The 16,902-nt window shown below is 61.4% G+C and carries 12 protein-coding genes and 1 tRNA gene; 8 read left to right on the forward strand and 5 right to left on the reverse strand.

What is annotated here, in order from left to right; all coding sequences use genetic code 11:
* Positions 1 to 45: 45 nt before the first annotated feature.
* Positions 46 to 121 (reverse strand) — tRNA-His (locus HMPREF3227_RS07425).
* Positions 122 to 170: 49 nt separating this feature from the next.
* Complete coding sequence (gene orn, locus HMPREF3227_RS07430; RefSeq protein ID WP_066491630.1) at positions 171 to 818, reverse strand: oligoribonuclease; 648 nt, start codon at positions 816 to 818, stop codon at positions 171 to 173.
* A 223-nt stretch (positions 819 to 1,041) separates the two neighbouring features.
* On the opposite strand from orn, the gene HMPREF3227_RS07435 reads away from it, so the two are divergent.
* On the forward strand, positions 1,042 to 2,589 hold the full coding sequence (locus HMPREF3227_RS07435; protein ID WP_066491632.1) for an alanine/glycine:cation symporter family protein: 1,548 nt from the start codon (positions 1,042 to 1,044) through the stop codon (positions 2,587 to 2,589).
* Positions 2,590 to 2,650: 61 nt separating this feature from the next.
* On the opposite strand, the gene cmrA is transcribed toward HMPREF3227_RS07435, so the two are convergent.
* The gene (gene cmrA, locus HMPREF3227_RS07440) at positions 2,651 to 3,460 is read right to left on the reverse strand and encodes a mycolate reductase (RefSeq protein ID WP_066491641.1); all 810 of its coding nucleotides are present in this window, start codon (positions 3,458 to 3,460) and stop codon (positions 2,651 to 2,653) included.
* A 189-nt stretch (positions 3,461 to 3,649) separates the two neighbouring features.
* On the opposite strand from cmrA, the gene HMPREF3227_RS07445 reads away from it, so the two are divergent.
* Positions 3,650 to 3,841: a PspC domain-containing protein gene (locus HMPREF3227_RS07445; RefSeq protein ID WP_066491643.1), complete on the forward strand. Its 192-nt coding sequence runs from the start codon at positions 3,650 to 3,652 to the stop codon at positions 3,839 to 3,841.
* A 14-nt stretch (positions 3,842 to 3,855) separates the two neighbouring features.
* On the opposite strand, the gene HMPREF3227_RS07450 is transcribed toward HMPREF3227_RS07445, so the two are convergent.
* Positions 3,856 to 4,515, reverse strand: a complete 660-nt coding sequence (locus tag HMPREF3227_RS07450) for an alkaline phosphatase family protein (RefSeq protein ID WP_066491645.1) — start codon at positions 4,513 to 4,515, stop codon at positions 3,856 to 3,858.
* Positions 4,516 to 4,837: 322 nt separating this feature from the next.
* Here HMPREF3227_RS07450 and HMPREF3227_RS07455 point away from each other — a divergent pair, with 322 nt between their 5' ends.
* From HMPREF3227_RS07455 to HMPREF3227_RS07475, 5 genes are all read left to right on the forward strand, one after another.
* Complete coding sequence (locus HMPREF3227_RS07455; RefSeq protein ID WP_066491648.1) at positions 4,838 to 7,636, forward strand: FAD-binding and (Fe-S)-binding domain-containing protein; 2,799 nt, start codon at positions 4,838 to 4,840, stop codon at positions 7,634 to 7,636.
* A 663-nt stretch (positions 7,637 to 8,299) separates the two neighbouring features.
* Entirely contained in the window at positions 8,300 to 9,838 is a 1,539-nt protein-coding gene (locus HMPREF3227_RS07460; RefSeq protein WP_066491650.1) for an AbgT family transporter, read from the forward strand.
* Between the two features lie 3 nt (positions 9,839 to 9,841).
* Positions 9,842 to 11,212, forward strand: a complete 1,371-nt coding sequence (locus HMPREF3227_RS07465; RefSeq protein WP_066491653.1) for a M20 family metallopeptidase — start codon at positions 9,842 to 9,844, stop codon at positions 11,210 to 11,212.
* Between the two features lie 214 nt (positions 11,213 to 11,426).
* Positions 11,427 to 12,770 (forward strand): TRAP transporter large permease subunit, encoded by a 1,344-nt coding sequence (locus HMPREF3227_RS07470; protein WP_066491661.1) that lies wholly within the window; start codon positions 11,427 to 11,429, stop codon positions 12,768 to 12,770.
* Between the two features lie 16 nt (positions 12,771 to 12,786).
* Complete coding sequence (locus HMPREF3227_RS07475) at positions 12,787 to 13,023, forward strand: hypothetical protein (RefSeq protein WP_066491671.1); 237 nt, start codon at positions 12,787 to 12,789, stop codon at positions 13,021 to 13,023.
* Positions 13,024 to 13,112: 89 nt separating this feature from the next.
* Here the strand turns inward: HMPREF3227_RS07475 and HMPREF3227_RS07480 are convergent, their stop codons facing one another.
* Positions 13,113 to 13,868, reverse strand: a complete 756-nt coding sequence (locus tag HMPREF3227_RS07480) for a GntR family transcriptional regulator (protein ID WP_066491673.1) — start codon at positions 13,866 to 13,868, stop codon at positions 13,113 to 13,115.
* A 95-nt stretch (positions 13,869 to 13,963) separates the two neighbouring features.
* Between HMPREF3227_RS07480 and HMPREF3227_RS07485 the strand changes: the two genes are divergently transcribed.
* Positions 13,964 to 16,846, forward strand: coding sequence for an FAD-binding and (Fe-S)-binding domain-containing protein (locus HMPREF3227_RS07485; RefSeq protein WP_066511770.1), 2,883 nt, complete (start codon positions 13,964 to 13,966; stop codon positions 16,844 to 16,846).
* Positions 16,847 to 16,902 lie beyond the last annotated feature (56 nt).

Below are 16,902 nucleotides of genomic sequence, written 5' to 3' on the forward strand. Positions count from 1 at the left end.
GGACGACAAAAGCTCCGAACCCTGAGGTTCGGAGCTTTTAGACTTTGGGGTGGCTGACGGGGCTCGAACCCGCGACACCCAGGATCACAACCTGGTGCTCTACCAGCTGAACTACAGCCACCATCGCTACTCAAAAGCAGCAATGAGTAGATTAACCCACAGGCGCTAAATTACAAAAACGCCTGGTAGACGGCCACAGACTCTTCCTGCGCGGCGAGCGCCTCATCGGAGTCGGGGCCTTCGCCTGGAACGAAGACGCTGCGGCGGTAGTAGTCGAGCTCGCGGATGGACTCGATGATGTCGGCCAGCGCGCGGTGGGCCATGCCCTTTTCTGGCTGGTGGTAGTACGCCTTGGGGAACCAGCGGCGCGAGAGCTCCTTGATAGTGGAGACGTCGATCATGCGGTAGTGCAGGGCGGCGTCAAGGCGCGGCATGTAGGCGCGGATGAACGTGCGGTCCGTGGCGATGGAGTTGCCGGCCAAAGGCGCGGGATGCTCCGGATCGCAGTGCTCAGCGATAAGGGCCAGTACAGCATTTTCGGCCTCGTGCACGGACACGGTGGAGGCGCGGATTTCGTCGAGCAGCCCATTGGAGGAGTGCATATTGGTGACGAAGTCATCCATCTCGGCCAGTTCTTCCTCGGTGGCGTGAACGACGAGGTCCAAGCCTTCGCCCACCACGTTGAGGTTGCCGTCGGTGATGATGGCGGCGACCTCCACGATGACGTGGCGGGAAGTATCCAGGCCTGTCATCTCGAGGTCAATCCACACGAGGCGGTCATGCTTGGGGGCGATGTCAGCTTGAGTCATGGCAACCATTGTAGCCCTCGTGTCTTACCCCCAAAGCGGGGCGTTGTGTTCAACGTTTTCGACGCAGCCTGAGTCCAAACGTGCTGCATATCACAACTAATCGCATATTGCGGAGTGAAACATGTACGAGAAAATTCGTTATCTAGCTCACTTTTTCTTAACTGTTGGTGCATTATCGTTATCAACTCATCGCCCTTCTCTGGATGAGGACTCACTTGAGTAGGAGCCCGCAATGTCAGCGTTTTTAGACTCACTCAATTCAATTATTTGGTCGCCAGCACTCGTCTTCCTTTGCTTGGGGGCTGGCATTTACTTCACCCTCGTCACGAAATTCCTGCAGATCCGGTGTATCCCGGACATGTTGCGCCAGCTCGTCCACGGCGAGAAATCCGAAAACGGTGTCTCATCATTCCAGTCGTTGATGATCTCGCTGGCTGGGCGCGTCGGCGTGGGCAATATCGCCGGCGTGGCCACGGCTATCGCCTTTGGTGGGCCAGGAGCCGTGTTCTGGATGTGGGCGGTGGCGCTGCTCGGCTCGGCGACGTCCTTCGTGGAATGTACGCTCGCGCAGATTTATAAGGAACAGGACCGCGATACCGGCGAATACCGCGGTGGTCCGGCGTACTACATCGAAAAGGCGTACAGCCACACCAAGGCTGCTCCATTCATGCTCATCTATGGCGTCGTGTTCGCGATCTCAATGATTCTCGCCACCAGCTACTTCCTGCCGGGAATCCAGGCCAACGGCGTGGCGGCAGCGGTCAACAATGCGTGGGGCATCGACTTCACGTGGTCTGCGGTGGTCCTTGCCAGCATCCTCGCCATCATCATCATCGGTGGCGTGAAGCGCATTGCCAACTTCGCCTCCGTTGTCGTGCCGTTTATGGCGGCGGCGTACATTATCATCGCCGTGGTCATCCTGTTCATGAACTTCTCCGACATCCCGCACGTCTTCGGGCTGATCTTCCGCTCCGCATTCAACATGGAAGCTGGCTTCTCCGGCATGCTCGGCGTGGCGATTATGTGGGGTGTTAAGCGCGGTATTTACTCCAACGAAGCCGGCCAGGGCACCGGCCCGCAGTCTGCCGCCGCAGCTGAGGTTTCCCACCCGGCGAAGCAAGGTTTCGTCCAGGCCTTTGCGGTCTACATCGACACGCTCTTCGTGTGTTCTGCGACCGCGTTCATCATCATCTCGACCGACATGTACAAGGTCTTCGAGGGCGAATCCGAGGACGGCCCGGTGCGCTACGCAGGCTCGTTGGCAGAGGGCATTCCCGTCGGCCCTGGCTTCGTGCAGGAGGGCATGAGCTCTGCCTTCCACGGCGTGGGCCCGACCTTCGTCGCCATCGCTATCGCATTCTTCGCCTTTACAACGGTGCTTGCGTACTACTACATGGCAGAGACCAACCTGACCTACTTCAATCGCTGGGTGAAGAACCGCACCGCCCGCCGCGCGCTCGTGTGGCTGTTGCGCGTGCTCATCATCGTCTCGGTGGTCATCGGTGCATCCACGACGCCGGGCGCGGCCTGGGCGCTGGGCGACATCGGAGTCGGCGCTACCGCGTGGCTGAACATCGTGGCCATTCTCTTCCTGCAGGTCCCGGCCCTCAAGGCTCTCAAGGACTACAGCGCGCAGAAGAAGCAGGGGCTCGATCCGCAGTTCGATCCGGAGGCGCTGGGCATCAAGAATGCGGGCTTCTGGACCGAGCGCAAGGCCGCGCGCGAAGGGTTCGCAGCGGACGTGCGCGCCACCGAGCGCACGGCCCCCGAAAACGTCTAGCTTGCCGATGCCCCCGTTCTACTCCCCGCCGCGCCCCCAGCGCCGCGGGGAGTAGTCGTCCTTAAGCCATTTTCGCGTAGAAACTGCCGATGACCGGCGCGGCGATAGGCGTGGGCACGACCTGGCCGGCCAGGTTCATGAGCTTCGACAACGGGCCGGGGACCACGCGGCGCTGGTTGCGCGCCATGGCTTTCAACGTTTCGGCCGAGCAGGACTCGTACGTGGTCCACAGGAAGTCCGGCACGACCTTGTCCACGATGGACTGCTCTTCCTCGGGAACGACGGCGTCGCGCACGGGTCCCGGCGCCAGCAGCGTGCAGGTCACGCCGGTGTCCTTGAGCTCGTAGTGCAGTGCTTCTGTAAACGCGTTGACGCCGGCCTTGGTAAACACGTACGTCGCGTTGTTGGGAATGGAGACGTTGCCGGCCGCCGAGCCGACGTTGCAGATGGCACCGCGGCGGCGCGGCAGCATCTGCTCGAGCGCTGCGCGGGTGAGCCGGTGGACGGCTGTGCCGTTGAGCGCGAACTGCTTGGTCTCGTAGTCCCAGTCCTGGTCCATGAATTTGCCGAAGCTGGCGATGCCCGCGGAGTTGATAAGGATGGTGACCTCGAGCTCGCCCATGCGGGCAATGAGGCGGTCGACATCGGCGGCATCGGAAAGATCGGCGGCAAACGCCTCAGACTCCACGCCGAAGCCGCGCAGCTCGGCTGCGATGGATTCCAGTACGGCCTCGCGGCGCGCGACGAGGATCGTGTTGTAGCCCATCTTGGCCAGGTCCGTGGCCATTGCCTTGCCGATGCCCTGGGAGGCGCCGGTCACCACCGCGTACGAGGTGGGGGAAGGGGCAGGCAGGCCGTGTGCACGGGTCATGAGGGTCCTTTCAACAGATAAATTACGTTGGGCACCAGCGTAGCGTGTCGCACGGACACGAGGCGGCAATTGTGGCGAGCACAGGTGAGGCTGGAAATCAGGGTAAACCCGGATGCGCAGGGCTTCTACTTCGAGTTGAATAAAAAGTGTCAGACAACACTAGACACGACGACCAGCAAGGAGACCACCATGAACAACCGACTTACTCGTTCGACGACCGACCGCTACGTCGCAGGCGTTTGCGGCGGCATCGCGGAGACCTACAACGTTGACCCCGCTGTGGTTCGCATCATCTTCATCGTGCTGACCCTCATGGGGTTCTCCGGAGTGTTGGCCTACGCCCTCATGTGGTGGATCATCCCCGAGGGCCCGGCCATCTAGGCACTGTCATCTCGCTACTGCAGCGGTCCGAACCCCATAAAGCCGCGCCAGGTGTCCCATTCGTCCTGGAGCGCCGCGCGCAGGCTTTCGGGGTGGGCCTCGCCGTCGATGAGAGAGGCGTCGATGGTGCGGATGCCGTTGTCAAAGAACAGGGCCGCGTGTCCCGCCGCGCCGTAGCGCAGGACGGGCACGAGGTTGAGTCCGTCGAAGGACAGGCGCGCGTTAGGGCGCACGTCGAGTCCGGCGATGGCCGCGAGCGTCGGTGCCAGATCAAGGGGCGAGACGAGCTCGGCGCAGTCGCCATCTTCGACAACGCCAGGCCAGTGCAACGACATCGTCGTGTGGTCGCCTGTGAGCGTCACGGCTGCCAGCACGCACTGTGGGTTCGTGTCGAGCAGGTCTGTGAGAATCGCGGGGTCGGGTTCTTCCAACAAGAGGAATGTGGGCCCAGCGTGTTGCGCGGTGGGATCCTCGGTGACGGTCCAGCCAGCCTCGGCGAATACGTCGGTGATTCGCTTCGTCGCTTCTCGCTGCGGATATTGCCCGGTCAGTGCGGCTCGGCGGTTAGCCGGATACGCCGGGGCGGGGTTGTAGCAACGGCTAAAGGCTTGGCCGGGGGCATCGCTAAGCGGGGCGGCGAAGGTGGCGAGGACAATAAGGCTAGGCGAGTGCATATTCCCATGGTGCCACTGGGCCGTGCTCCGTGCGGGCGGTGACCTCGACGCGGGAGTATTCGATGCCTTCGAAATCGTCGAGGTGTTCCCCACGCGGCCGCGAGGTTTCCGGTCATGGTCACGATCCGGGAGCGCACCCAGATGTGGTCGGTGTTCGACCACAGTGATGGTTAGCTTGGCGGTGCACACGATACAGCCGCGCTGCAGGGGCTGGGCTAGACCCAGAAGGCCACAAGCGGCCCTGTGGCAGCGCCCCTATGCGGGGTAAAACTAAGGCAATACTTCATCGTTAAAGCAGGTTTGAGCTTCTACGATGAAGCATATGACCACGCCTGTTTTGGATAAGTCCCTGCCCGCCCAGGATGTTCGCACGCAGCTCGTGGAGCGCGTGAAGTACGCCTCGGATGCGTCCCACTACTATCAAATGCCGGAGGCCGTCGTCGTCGCGAAAGACGCGGCCGAGGTCGCCGCGGTGTTCAAAGCCGCCGCGCGCGATGGCAAGCCGGTGACGCTGCGCTCCGGCGGCACTTCGCTGGCCGGCCAGGCCTCGGGTGACGGCATTCTGGTCGATACCCGCCGCCACTTTAAAGACATCGAGGTCCTCGACCAAGGCAAGCGCGTGCGCGTGCAGCCGGGCGCGACAGTCCGCCAAGTCAATGCGCGCCTGCAGCTGTGGGGCTACAAGCTTGGACCGGACCCGGCCTCGAGCTCGGCTGCGACCATTGGCGGCGTCGTCGCGAATAACTCGTCCGGCATGGCGTGTGGCACCGAATTCAACACGTACCGCACGCTCGAATCCATGACGTTCATATTGCCGTCCGGCACGATGATCAATACCGCGGACAAGGACGCCAACGCGCAGTTCAAGGCCCAGGAGCCGGAGCTCGTGGAGACGCTGGAGCGCCTGCGCCGCCGGGTCAACGACAACCCGGAGTCCGTGGACATCATCCGCCGCCACTTCGGGCTGAAGAACACGATGGGCTACGGTCTCAACTCCTTCCTCGACTTTGAGGATCCGGTCAAGCTCTTCGAACACCTGCTCATCGGCTCCGAGGGAACCCTCGCCTTCGTCGCCGAGGCTGTCTTCCGCACCGTGCCCATTTCCAAATTCGCCACCACCACGGTCGCGGTCTTCGACGACCTGGATTCCGCGACGCGCGCACTGCCGGACCTGCTGGATTCTGGCGCTGCGACGCTGGAGCTCATGGACTCCTCGTCTATCCGCGTGGGCCAGGAATTGAAGGGCGTGCCTGCGGCGATCACGGGCTTCGACGTGGACAAGCAGGCCGCGCTGCTCATCGAGTATCACGCCAACGAGGAAGAGGAACTACGCTGCCTCCAGGACAAGGGCTCGGCGCTCCTGCGTGAGCTGCCGCTGCGCGCACCGGCGGAGTTCTCCCAGGACCGCGTGGACCGCGCGGTGGCATGGGCCTTCCGCAACGGCCTCTACGCCTCCGTCGCCGGCGCTCGTAAGTCCGGCACGACGGCGCTGCTCGAGGACGTCGTGGTGCCAGTTCCGGATCTTGCGCCGACGTGTGAGTCTCTCCAAGAGCTGTTCAAAAAGTACGGCTACGACGACGCCGTCATCTTCGGCCACGCCAAGGACGGCAATATCCACTTCCTGCTCACGGACCGCTTTGAGGGCGACGAGGCACTGGGCCGCTACAACAACTTCAACGAGGGCATGGTCGACCTCATCCTCGCCGCTGGCGGCAACCTCAAGGCCGAGCACGGCACCGGCCGCGCCATGGCACCGTATGTGCGCCGCCAGTACGGTGACGAACTCTACGACGTCCACTTGGAACTTAAGCGCGCCGCTGACCCGCGCGGCACCATGAACCCGGGCGTCATCATCGACGATGACCCGGAGGCCCACATCCGCAACATCAAGCTCAACCATGAGGTCGAAATCGACATCGACCGTTGCGTCGAGTGCGGCTACTGCGAGCCGGTCTGTCCGTCGCGCAACCTCACCATGACTCCGCGCCAGCGCATCGTCGTGCGCCGCGCCATGGCCAAGGCCCGCGCCGAAGGCCGCGAAGAGGATGCCAAGGAGCTCGCCGAGGCCTACGAGTACCAGGGCATCGACACCTGTGCGGTCGACTCCATGTGCGTTACCGCCTGCCCCGTGGGCATCGACACCGGCAAGTTCGTGAAGAAGCTGCGCTCCCAGCGCACCGGCGCCAAGCAAGAAGTTACCCGTGCCGTGTGGGCTGGGGCGGCGAAGGCGTGGCCGGCGGTGCCCACGGTGGCATCGGCAGCCTTGACCGGCGTCAACGTCCTGCCTACTGGCCTGGTACAAAAGGTCACCGATGTCGCACGTGCCTTGGTGGGCGAGGACATCATGCCCGAGTACCAGCCGGAGCTGGGCAAGGGCGGCAAGCTGCGCTCGCGTCTGGGTGAGCATGTCGGCGCGCCGGGCGAGCCCATTGCCGTCTACGTTCCGGCCTGCGTCAACACCATGTTCGGCCCGTCTGGCTCGGGCGTCGGCGCTACCGATGCCTTTGTGGCCCTCGCCGAGCGTGCCGGCGTGAGCCTCCGCGTGCCCAAGGACATCGATGCGCTCTGCTGTGGCACCCCGTGGACCTCGAAGGGTATGAAGACGGGCCACGCGATCATGGAAAAGCGCGTCCAAGCCTCCCTCATGGCCGCCACGGATCACGGCCGTTTGCCCGTGCTTTCCGATGCCTCCTCCTGCTCCGAAGGCTTCAAGGCCATGGCCGAAGCCGCGGGCCTTACCGTCATCGATGCCGTGGCCTTTACGGTCGAGCACATCCTGCCCACCCTCGAGGTCAAGCACAAGGTCTCCTCGATTACGCTGCACCCGACGTGCTCCTCGAAGCACCTCGACATCATCGGTGACCTCGAGACCGTCGCCAAGGCCGCCGCCCGTGAGGTCCACATCCCCGCCGACTGGAACTGCTGTGGCTACGCCGGCGACCGCGGCATGCTCCACCCGGAGCTCACCGCCTCGGCGACGCGCGATGAGGCGAAGGAGGTCGCGGAGATCGACTCCGCGCACCACGCCTCGCTCAACCGCACCTGCGAGCTCGGTCTGTCGCGTGCGACTGGACACGAGTACCAGCATGTGCTGGAGCTGCTGGAAGTCGCGAGCCGGTAGTTCCTAGTCGCTACTTGGTCCATTGAGGTTGGACATAGCCGCAGGTTGCGCTTTTCTCCGCGAAGAGCGCGACCTGCGGCTATGGCCTTTTTGAGGGGCCATCTACCGCACAATGTGTAGCCATGTCGTACGCGCTGCGCGTTGCCCTCGACACGGATGCCTCTCCACACTGGGGCACACCTTTCACCCAAACTATCTATCGGGATATGGAGTTTCCCGATGGCGCGACGCTGTCCACGCTCCACGTCGCTCAAGCTTTCCGATGCCCCCGTCACCGCATCCTCCGCATAATCCAGCAACGCGACCTTATCCTTGGTGCCCCACTGAAATGTCATGACGTACTCCTTCTACTGAAGTGTTCTCCTTCCTTCGTGGAACTACTGACGTGCGGGCAGGGAGGATTGGGCGATGTGATGGGGGAGAGGAACTTCGCAGAATTCGCGCACTTCGGCGTGATGTCGGTTATAGTCACGCACATAGTGAGTAACTTGTATCACACTGAAAGAAGTTCGTCTCTACCGTCACGTCATTGACTCTGAATGTAAGGAGCCAGCCATGGCAACACCGACATCCGAAGGTGCGCCGCGCGCCGAGGACCGTTCCTAGAAGAAGGCCGCCGCGCAACGACAATCGGGCGGCTGGCTCGATACATTCCTCAACGGCGTGGAAGCAGTAGGCAACAAGCTGCCCGAGCCGTTTACTATCTTCCTCATTCTCTACGTCATCACGGCGGTAGCCTCGTCTATCCTCGCGTGGAATGGCACGAAAGTCATGGTTCCGGGCAGCGATGAGGAACTGGCCATCAAGGGCCTGTTTACGGGCGAAGGCATGGCGTGGTTCACCACGACGCTGGGTGAGAACTACATTGGTTTCCCGCCACTGCTCACGGTGCTTCCCATCCTGCTGGCCGTCGGCGTGGCGGAGCGCTCCGGAATGCTCTCCGCGCTCATTCGCAAGCTCTTCGGCTCGGCGCATCCCACGCTGCTGCCGTACGCGGTCGGCGTCATCGGCGTCACTGCGTCCGTCATGGCGGATGCCGCGTTCGTCGTCGTGCCGCCGCTCGCCGCGATGGTCTTTAAGGCGGCGGGCCGCCACCCGGTCGCGGGTCTCATCGGCGGTTTTGCGGCCGTCGGCGCGGGCTACTCCACAGCACTCGTGCCCACGAGTTTGGATGCCCTCTTCGCCGGAATCACCAACGCCGTCATGCAGACGCTGCCGAATTTTCAGTTCGCGGACGTCAACGCGGTGAGTAACTACTTCTTCAACATCACGAGCTCGATTGTCCTCGGCATCGTGGCCGGCTTCATCATCGACAAGGTCATTGAGAAGCGCATGTGGCAGCAGGAGGTCCCCACCGAGGAGCACATCAACCTGGAGGAGGCCGCCAAGCGCGGCGACCGCGACGAGAACGGCGAAGAGCTCAGTGCCGAACTGTCCAAGAAGGAAATGCGTGGCCTCATCTTCTCGGTCCTCGCGGCCGTCATCGTCACCGCGGTTATCCTCTTCGCAGCGCTCATCCCGGACTCCCCGTGGCGCAACGAGACGGGCGGTTACTTGCCCAAGTCGCCGCTGCTGAGCTCCATTGTCTTCATCGTCTTCCTCTACTTCCTCGTCATGGGCATCGTCTACGGCCGCATCGTGGGCACGGTGAAGAACGTCAAGGACGTCGTGGACATGATGATTGGCTCGCTCAAGGACATGTTGTCCTTCCTCGTCCTCGCGTTCATCCTTGGCCAGTTCGTCGCGCTCTTCGCATGGACCGGCATCGGTACCTTCACGGCGGTCCATGGCGCGGCCTTCCTCGAATCCATCGGGCTCACCGGCTTCCCGGCAGTCCTCGCGTTCATCGTGCTGGCCTCGCTGCTCAACCTGCTCATCATCTCAGGTTCGTCCATGTGGACGCTCATGGCCTCGGTCTTCGTCCCGATGTTTGCGCTGCTGGGCTATGAGCCGGCCTTCATTCAGGCCGCGTTCCGCGTGGGTGACTCCGCGACGCAGATCATCACCCCGCTTAACCCGTACATGATTGTTATGCTGGGCCTGCTCCAGCGCTACGAACCGAAGGCGGGCCTGGGCACGCTGATGTCGCGTCTTATTCCTTTCGTCATCCCGTTCTTCACGGCATGGGTCATCCTGCTCGCCATCTGGTTCTACGCGGACCTGCCGCTGGGGCCGGGCAACGGAATTATGATCGAGGGATAATGCATGGCTGATTCACCTGAAGAACATCCCACTGTGCCGTCGACGGCGTACCTCGACGCGATGCATCGCCAGCTTGAGGGCGATATCGAGCGCGTCATTGAGGCCGTCGTCGCCCCCACCGCACCCACTGCAGCGTGGGATCTCATCGAAAAGTGCGTGGAGGACCTCACGGACACCCTCAACCACATCGTGGCGGATCTTCACGCACATCCGGAGACCGCCTTCGAGGAATACCGCAGCTCCGCCCTGCTCGCGGACATTATCGAAGAACGCGGCTTCACCGTCACGCGCGGTGCCTACGGCGTCGGGACCGCCTTTGAAGCGTCCTGGCAAAGCCCCGATTTCGACGAAAGTAAGCACCCCACCGTCGCTATCCTCGCTGAGTACGATGCTCTGCCTGGCATCGGTCATGCGTGCGGCCACAACATCATTGCGGCCGCGGGCGTGGGCGCGTTTCTCGCGCTCACTGCGGCGCTGCAGCGGATAGAGACGGTGCCCGCGGGGCGCATCGTCGTGCTGGGGACCCCGGCCGAAGAGGGGCATACGGGGAAGGAATACATGATTCGCGGCGGCGCCCTTGACGGCGTCGATTGCGCGATGATGGTCCACGGCTTCGGCTATGACATCGCCTCACACGTGTGGCTGGGACGTCGCAGCGCCACCATCACGTTTGAGGGCGTGCCCGCGCACGCCTCCGCAAGCCCATTCATGGGGCGCAACGCGCTCGATGCTGCAACACTCGCATACCAGGGCCTGGGACTTTTGCGCCAACAGATGCCGCCGGGGGATAGGCTCCACGCGATTATCGAGGACGGCGGCGATTCACCCAACGTCATCCCGCGACATGCCTCGCTCAACCTCTACGTGCGCTCGGGCGAGGTGGAAACCCTCCTCGATTTGTCCCGCCGCGTCGACGACATCATGCATGGTGCCGCACTCATGTCCGGCTGCGGCTACCGCGTCGAGTGGGACCTCAATCCCATGTCGCTGCCGGTGCGCAACAACGAGGTCCTCGCACAGCGGTGGGCGCGCACGCAGTCCCTGCGCGGCCGTGTTGCCTTGCCTGCCGGCGTCGTTCCGGAGACCCTCGCTGCGTCCACGGATTTTGGCAACATCTCGCACCTTGTGCCCGGTATCCACCCCGTTATCAAGGTCTCGCCCGACGATGTCGTCCTGCATACCGAAGCCTTCCGCGAATGGTCTATCAGCGACAACGCCCGCACCGCCGCTGCCGATGCCGCCGTGGGGCTCGCCCAGACCGCCTTCGACGTTCTGGCAGACCCGGAGCTTCTCGATGCCGCCCGTGCCGAGTTTGCCGCCGCCGGTGGCGCCAAATCGGTGGAGCAATTGTTGAGTGGGGAGCATCAGATTTAGTTTCTGTATCTATTGTGCCGGGGTGTGGTTGCGCCGCCCCGGCTTTCTTTGTTTTCAGTCACTGATGGAGGGGAACCCGTGCATTCTTCGTGGTTTAGCACCGAAGAAGTGGGGTATTCGGGGGTGTTTGAAAATTAGCAAACTTTAAACGTGTGACGTGTAACATGCTACGGTGACTCGTATCACTTAATTGGAGCACTATAAGGAGGCGCATATGGGCATCGCAGCCCTTGTGGTCTTTATCGCGGTGACGGTGATTATGAACACCGCCCTTAAGCGCGAGATTTCGGAGTCTCTGGTCGTAGCCCTCATTGCCACGGCATTGCTGGGCGGCACCCATGCCCCCGCGATGCTGGGCAAAGCAGTTTTTGGTGCGGCGCAATCAGAGGTCACGTTCGCAGGTATGGCTTTCGTGTTCATGGGCATTGTCGTGCAGTCGACGGGTCTCATCGACCGTCTCATTGAAATTTTGAACTCCATCTTCGGTCGGTTGCGTGGCGGCGCTGCGTACGTCTCGACACTGGGTTCTGCGATGATTGGCCTTATTGCTGGTTCAACCGCTGGAAACTCTGCAACGGTTGGCTCGGTGACTATCCCATGGATGAAGCGTGCTGGGTGGTCTTCGGAACGCGCCGCGACGCTCGTCGCTGGCAACTCCGGACTCGGCGTCGCGTTGCCGCCGAACTCTACGATGTTTATCATCCTGGCGCTGCCAGCAGCTACTGGTGCATCGGCTTCAAGCGTCTATGTCGCTCTAGCATGTGGTGGCGCCTACGCGGTCCTTTACCGTTTGGCGGTCGTGTTCTTGTGGACTCGTACCGATAAGATCGCGGCCACTCCGCGTGAAGACCTCAAGTCATTCGCGCAGGCGATGAAGGAAGGCTGGCGCTCGCCGTCTATCTTCTTGGGCATCATCATCCCCGTCATTCTCACGATCGGCCCGGTTGCCGGTTACCTCACGTCCCAATTGGGCAAGGAAGCTGTGAAGTCGATCTCGATCATCGTGTGGGTGCCGATTCTTATTACGCTCATCGCGCTTCTCGAAGGTGCGAAACATATCCGTAACAACAACGAGCATTTCCGTATTCAGCTTAAGCAGGACGCGCATCAGTTCGCCACGGTAGGAATTTCCCTCTTTGCTGCCTTGGCTGCAGCGAAGATTATGGAGGAACTCGGCGTCGGACCGCAGCTGTCTGGCCTACTTGACTCGATGAGTCTGCCGCGCTGGCTCATGCTTATTGTCGTCGGCGTCCTTGCAGTCCTCGTCGCCACGCCACTGTCTTCGACTGCAACTGCGGCGGCTATCGGTGCGCCAGCTATGGCGGCTTTAATAGCTGTGGGGCTCGACCCGACTGTTGCCATTGTCGCCATCCTGCTGTGTACCTCCACTGAGGGAGCCTCCCCGCCGGTTGGCGCACCCATTTATCTCTCGGCAGCTATGGCGGATGCTAATCCGCCGAAGATGTTCGTGCCGCTCATTGTTTATTTTGTGTTGCCGATGATCGCGTTGTCCTGGCTCATCGGAATGGGTTGGTTGCCCATCTACGTCGCTCAGTAAGAAAGGGAAACCAAAAATGAAAATGGTCTTTAGCGCATTTCAAGTGCTGTTCTTCGTATTCATGGCGCTGTTTCTTATCGGCGGCGTGTGCATCATTCTCACCCAGACCTTCGGCATCGTCATTGGTAGTGGCGACGTGGTTTCCGGAGTGGAGAATTGGCTTGCTCCGGTTACCTACAGCTGTGCCACACTCTGTGCTGTCTGCGCGTTCGTGCTGACTTATCGCCCGAAGCCGCAGAGCACCAAGCACTAGGTCCTTAACGCTGGAAGCGGGCGCCCGTGGAGCAATCCACGGGCGCCCGCTTTATGTACTGCCCTCTCAGTCCTAGTGTGTGACCTGCTTTAAAACTGTGCGACTTGCTGTTGCCAGATCTCTTCGATTGCGGTCGATAATTCGTCCTCTGAGTATTCGGGATGCTTCTTGCTCACCGCCTGCTCGAGTAGAAGACGGCCGGTTGCGGTGATGTGCTCGGTCATAGCTGTGTGTGCTGCTTCGCTGTCACGTACGGCAATGGCCTCGATGATAGGGAGGTGCTCGGAGTGGACTTGCTCGAGTGACCGATAGCGTCGCACCGTTGAATCCGAAAGCAGGCGCGTATGTGTCCGCAGCTTCGATAGAATGTCGCGGCCACGGCGGGCATGTCCGGCGGCCAAAATGGCGTCGTGTAGTTCTTGGTCCCACGTGAAGAAAACGTTCTCGTCGCCATCTGTACAGCTGGCCTTCATTGCCGCGATAATGTCCTTCATGTGTGCGAGCTCGTCCGCGCTGCGGTCGCGTGCAGCGCGAGCTGCGGCGTTGGGCTCGATGCTTAATCGAAGGTCGAAGATATCCGCGACATCGGAAGGCTGAGACTCGACGATACGGAAGCCACGATTGCGGACGAATTCGATGAGACCAGCTTCTTCGAGACGCAGTAAGCCGTCGCGCACGGGGGAACGGGAAATACCTAACTCCTCGGAGAGCTGATACACGCTGTACCAGTTGCCGGTCGACATCGTGCCGTCGTGAATGCAGTCGCGGACGTGGTTCATGACCTGGGTGGCCATGTTGGGCGCCGCAGTGACTCGGGGAGTGGGGGAGCTTGAAGAGGGGGTCATTCGGAGAATTTTACCTACAGAAACCACGAAACATGTAACATGTTACCCAAGATACGGCGTTGAGTTGCCCTCGTGAAGATTTGGAGCATCTGACCATGACTAGCACCATCAAGTTTGATCGCCTTGAACCCAGTGTGTACGCGAAGATTGCGCGTTCCGGGTTGCGCATGGATATGACCACGCGCGCGGCGTACACTTCGGACGCCTCGATTTTCCGCCGCGTTCCTGCGGCTGTGCTCGAGCCTAAGACCGTTGATGACGTGCGCGACGGTATCTCGGTTGCACGCGAGCGTGGATGGAAAGTTGTGGGCCGTGGGGGCGGATCTTCGGTGGCGGGCAATGCCATTGGCGAGGGACTCATAATTGACACCTCTCGCTACTTTAATCGCATCCTTGATATTGATCCGGAAGCACGGACAGCGACCATCGAGCCGGGGGTAGTGTGCGACGCACTGCGTGACGCTGCTGCGCCGTTCGGCCTGACGTATGGACCAGATCCTTCAACTCACTCACGCTGCACTGTAGGCGGCATGGTTGCGAACAACGCGTGTGGCTCCCACTCCGTGGCCTTTGGTACTGCAGCGGAGAACCTCATTGATGTCACCATCATGCTGGCCGACGGGCGTGAGGTGACTTTCAGCGAAGGTGGCTGCTCCGATCCGGAACTGGAGACCAAACTGCGTGCGCTCGTAGCCGACAACGCTGAGCTCATCGAGGCGGAACTCGGCCGTTTCCCTCGCCAGGTCTCTGGCTACGGCCTGCACTACCTGCTGGACCGCAAGGGATTTGACGTGGCGAAGGCGCTTGCCGGTTCTGAAGGAACCACGGGCATCATCACCAAGCTCACCGTCAAGCTTGTCCCGGTTCCTAAGGTCAAGGCCTTGGCCGTGCTTGCCTTTGAGACAGTCTTCGATGCAGCGGCTGCGGCCGCGAAGCTGCGCCTGCCGGGTGTAGCGACCATCGAGGGCATGGGTGGTGACCTACTCGGGGCGCTGCGTTCCAAGGTCGGCCAAGAGCATGCCGGTGAAAACCTGCCTGGTAACCGTAAGGGCATCGAAGCTGGCGGTTGGCTCTATTGCGAGACCGGTGGCGATACTCTCGAGGAAGCGTTGACGCTGGCCGAAGACGTCGCGGCGTCCGTTGAGACTGTGGACCACGTCATCGTCCATGAACACGCGGAGATGCGCGGGTTGTGGCGTATCCGTGAGGCATCAGCGGGCATCGTCACGCGCCTACCTGATGGCGGTGAGGCTTGGCCGAACTGGGAGGACTCTGCCGTGCCACCGGAAAATCTCGCCGAATATCTACGCGATCTCTACGCTCTCATGGATAAATACTCTCTGCGCGGCATTCCGTTTGGTCACTTCGGTGAGGGCTGCGTGCACGTGCGTATCTCTTTCGACTTCGGTACCGAGGAAGGTGTGCGCCAGTTCAAGGCGTTCATGGAGGACGCCGCGGAGCTCGTGTCTTCTCACGGTGGATCGCTGTCGGGCGAGCACGGCGATGGCCGCGCACGTTCTGCGCTCCTAGACCGTATGTACTCGGCGGAAATGCGTCGCGTCTTCGAGGAATTCAAGCTCATCTTCGACCCCGACAAGCTCTTTAATCCCGGCGTGCTTGTGTGGGCGGATGCCACGGATCAGGGCCTGCGCATGGCGCCCGGCCAGCGCACCTTCGAGCTCACCCCAGTCCATGCTTTTAGTCACGACAAGGGATCGATGGTCAACGCCATCAATCGCTGCGTGGGCGTGTCCGCCTGTCGCTCTGAGACCGGCTCCATGTGCCCGTCCTTCCAGATCACCGGCGATGAAATCCATTCAACCCGCGGCCGTGCCCGCTTGTTTTCCGAGATGTTCCGTGGTGAATCCATCAAGGATGGATTCCAATCCAAGGAAGTCGAGGAGGCCCTTGACCTGTGTCTGTCCTGCAAGGCTTGCGTTTCCGAGTGCCCCGTCAACGTCGACATGGCGACGTACAAGGCGGAGTTCCTCCACGAGCATTACAAGGGCAAGCTGCGCCCGGGTGCGCACTACGTCATGGGCTGGCTGCCGCTGTTGGGCTATGTCGCGCACAAGATTCCGTTGGTACCAACGCTCATCGATAAGGCGATGTCCACGAAGGGCTTGGATAAGCTCATCGCACGTGTGGGTGGGCTCGACCCCAACCGTCCGCTCATCCATTTCGCGCATACCTCGCTGCGCACGTGGCATGCCAAGCGTGTACAACCCCAGCGGGATGACTCGATGACGGTCGTGCTGTGGCCGGACTCCTTCAACTCTTCGCTCGGCACGTCGCCGGCTACGGCCGCAGTTGAGGTACTCGAAGCGCTGGGCTACACGGTGGAAATTCCTCAGGAGTTTGTCTGCTGTGGCTTGACGTGGCACTCCACCGGACAGCTCGATATGACCAAGCGTGTGCTGGAGCAGACCGCGAAGGTGATGAAGCCTTACCTTGACCGTGGTCTACCCGTCATCGGTGTGGAACCTTCGTGCACCGTCATGTTGCGCTCTGAGGCGACCGAGCTTTCCCCGAACCCTGACATCAAGCGCCTCGCGCAAGCGACGACGCAGTTCTCCGAGTTTGTCGTCCCGCGCATCAAGGAGCTCGTTGCTGAAGGAAAGATCGTTCCGGGCGATGTCTCGGCACTTACCCAGGTCCATTGCCATGAGAAGTCGCTGGGTGATCCGTCTCAATCGCAGCAGCTTCTCGATGCCCTCGGTATCAGCGACGAGTCAATCGCCACAGGGTGTTGCGGCCTTGCCGGCAACTGGGGCTTCGAGAAGGGTCACGCGGAGGTCTCCATGGCGCTCGGCGAGCGAGAGCTCTTCCCCAAAGTTCGTAAGGCTACGAAGGAAGGCTCCATCGTTATCGCTGACGGTTTCTCGTGCCGCACCCAGATCGAACAGGGTACTGGTGCGCAGGCGAAGCATATCGCGGAGATTGTGAGGGACGTCTTGGCTGCTTCCTCCATGAAATAGTGGAGCGCTGAGAGGGTCGGTGATTCTCATCGTGACGTGCTGATGCTGTGCGCTAC

Origin of the sequence: Corynebacterium sp. CMW7794, assembly GCF_001563605.1 — a bacterium.
Lineage (GTDB): Bacteria > Actinomycetota > Actinomycetes > Mycobacteriales > Mycobacteriaceae > Corynebacterium > Corynebacterium phoceense.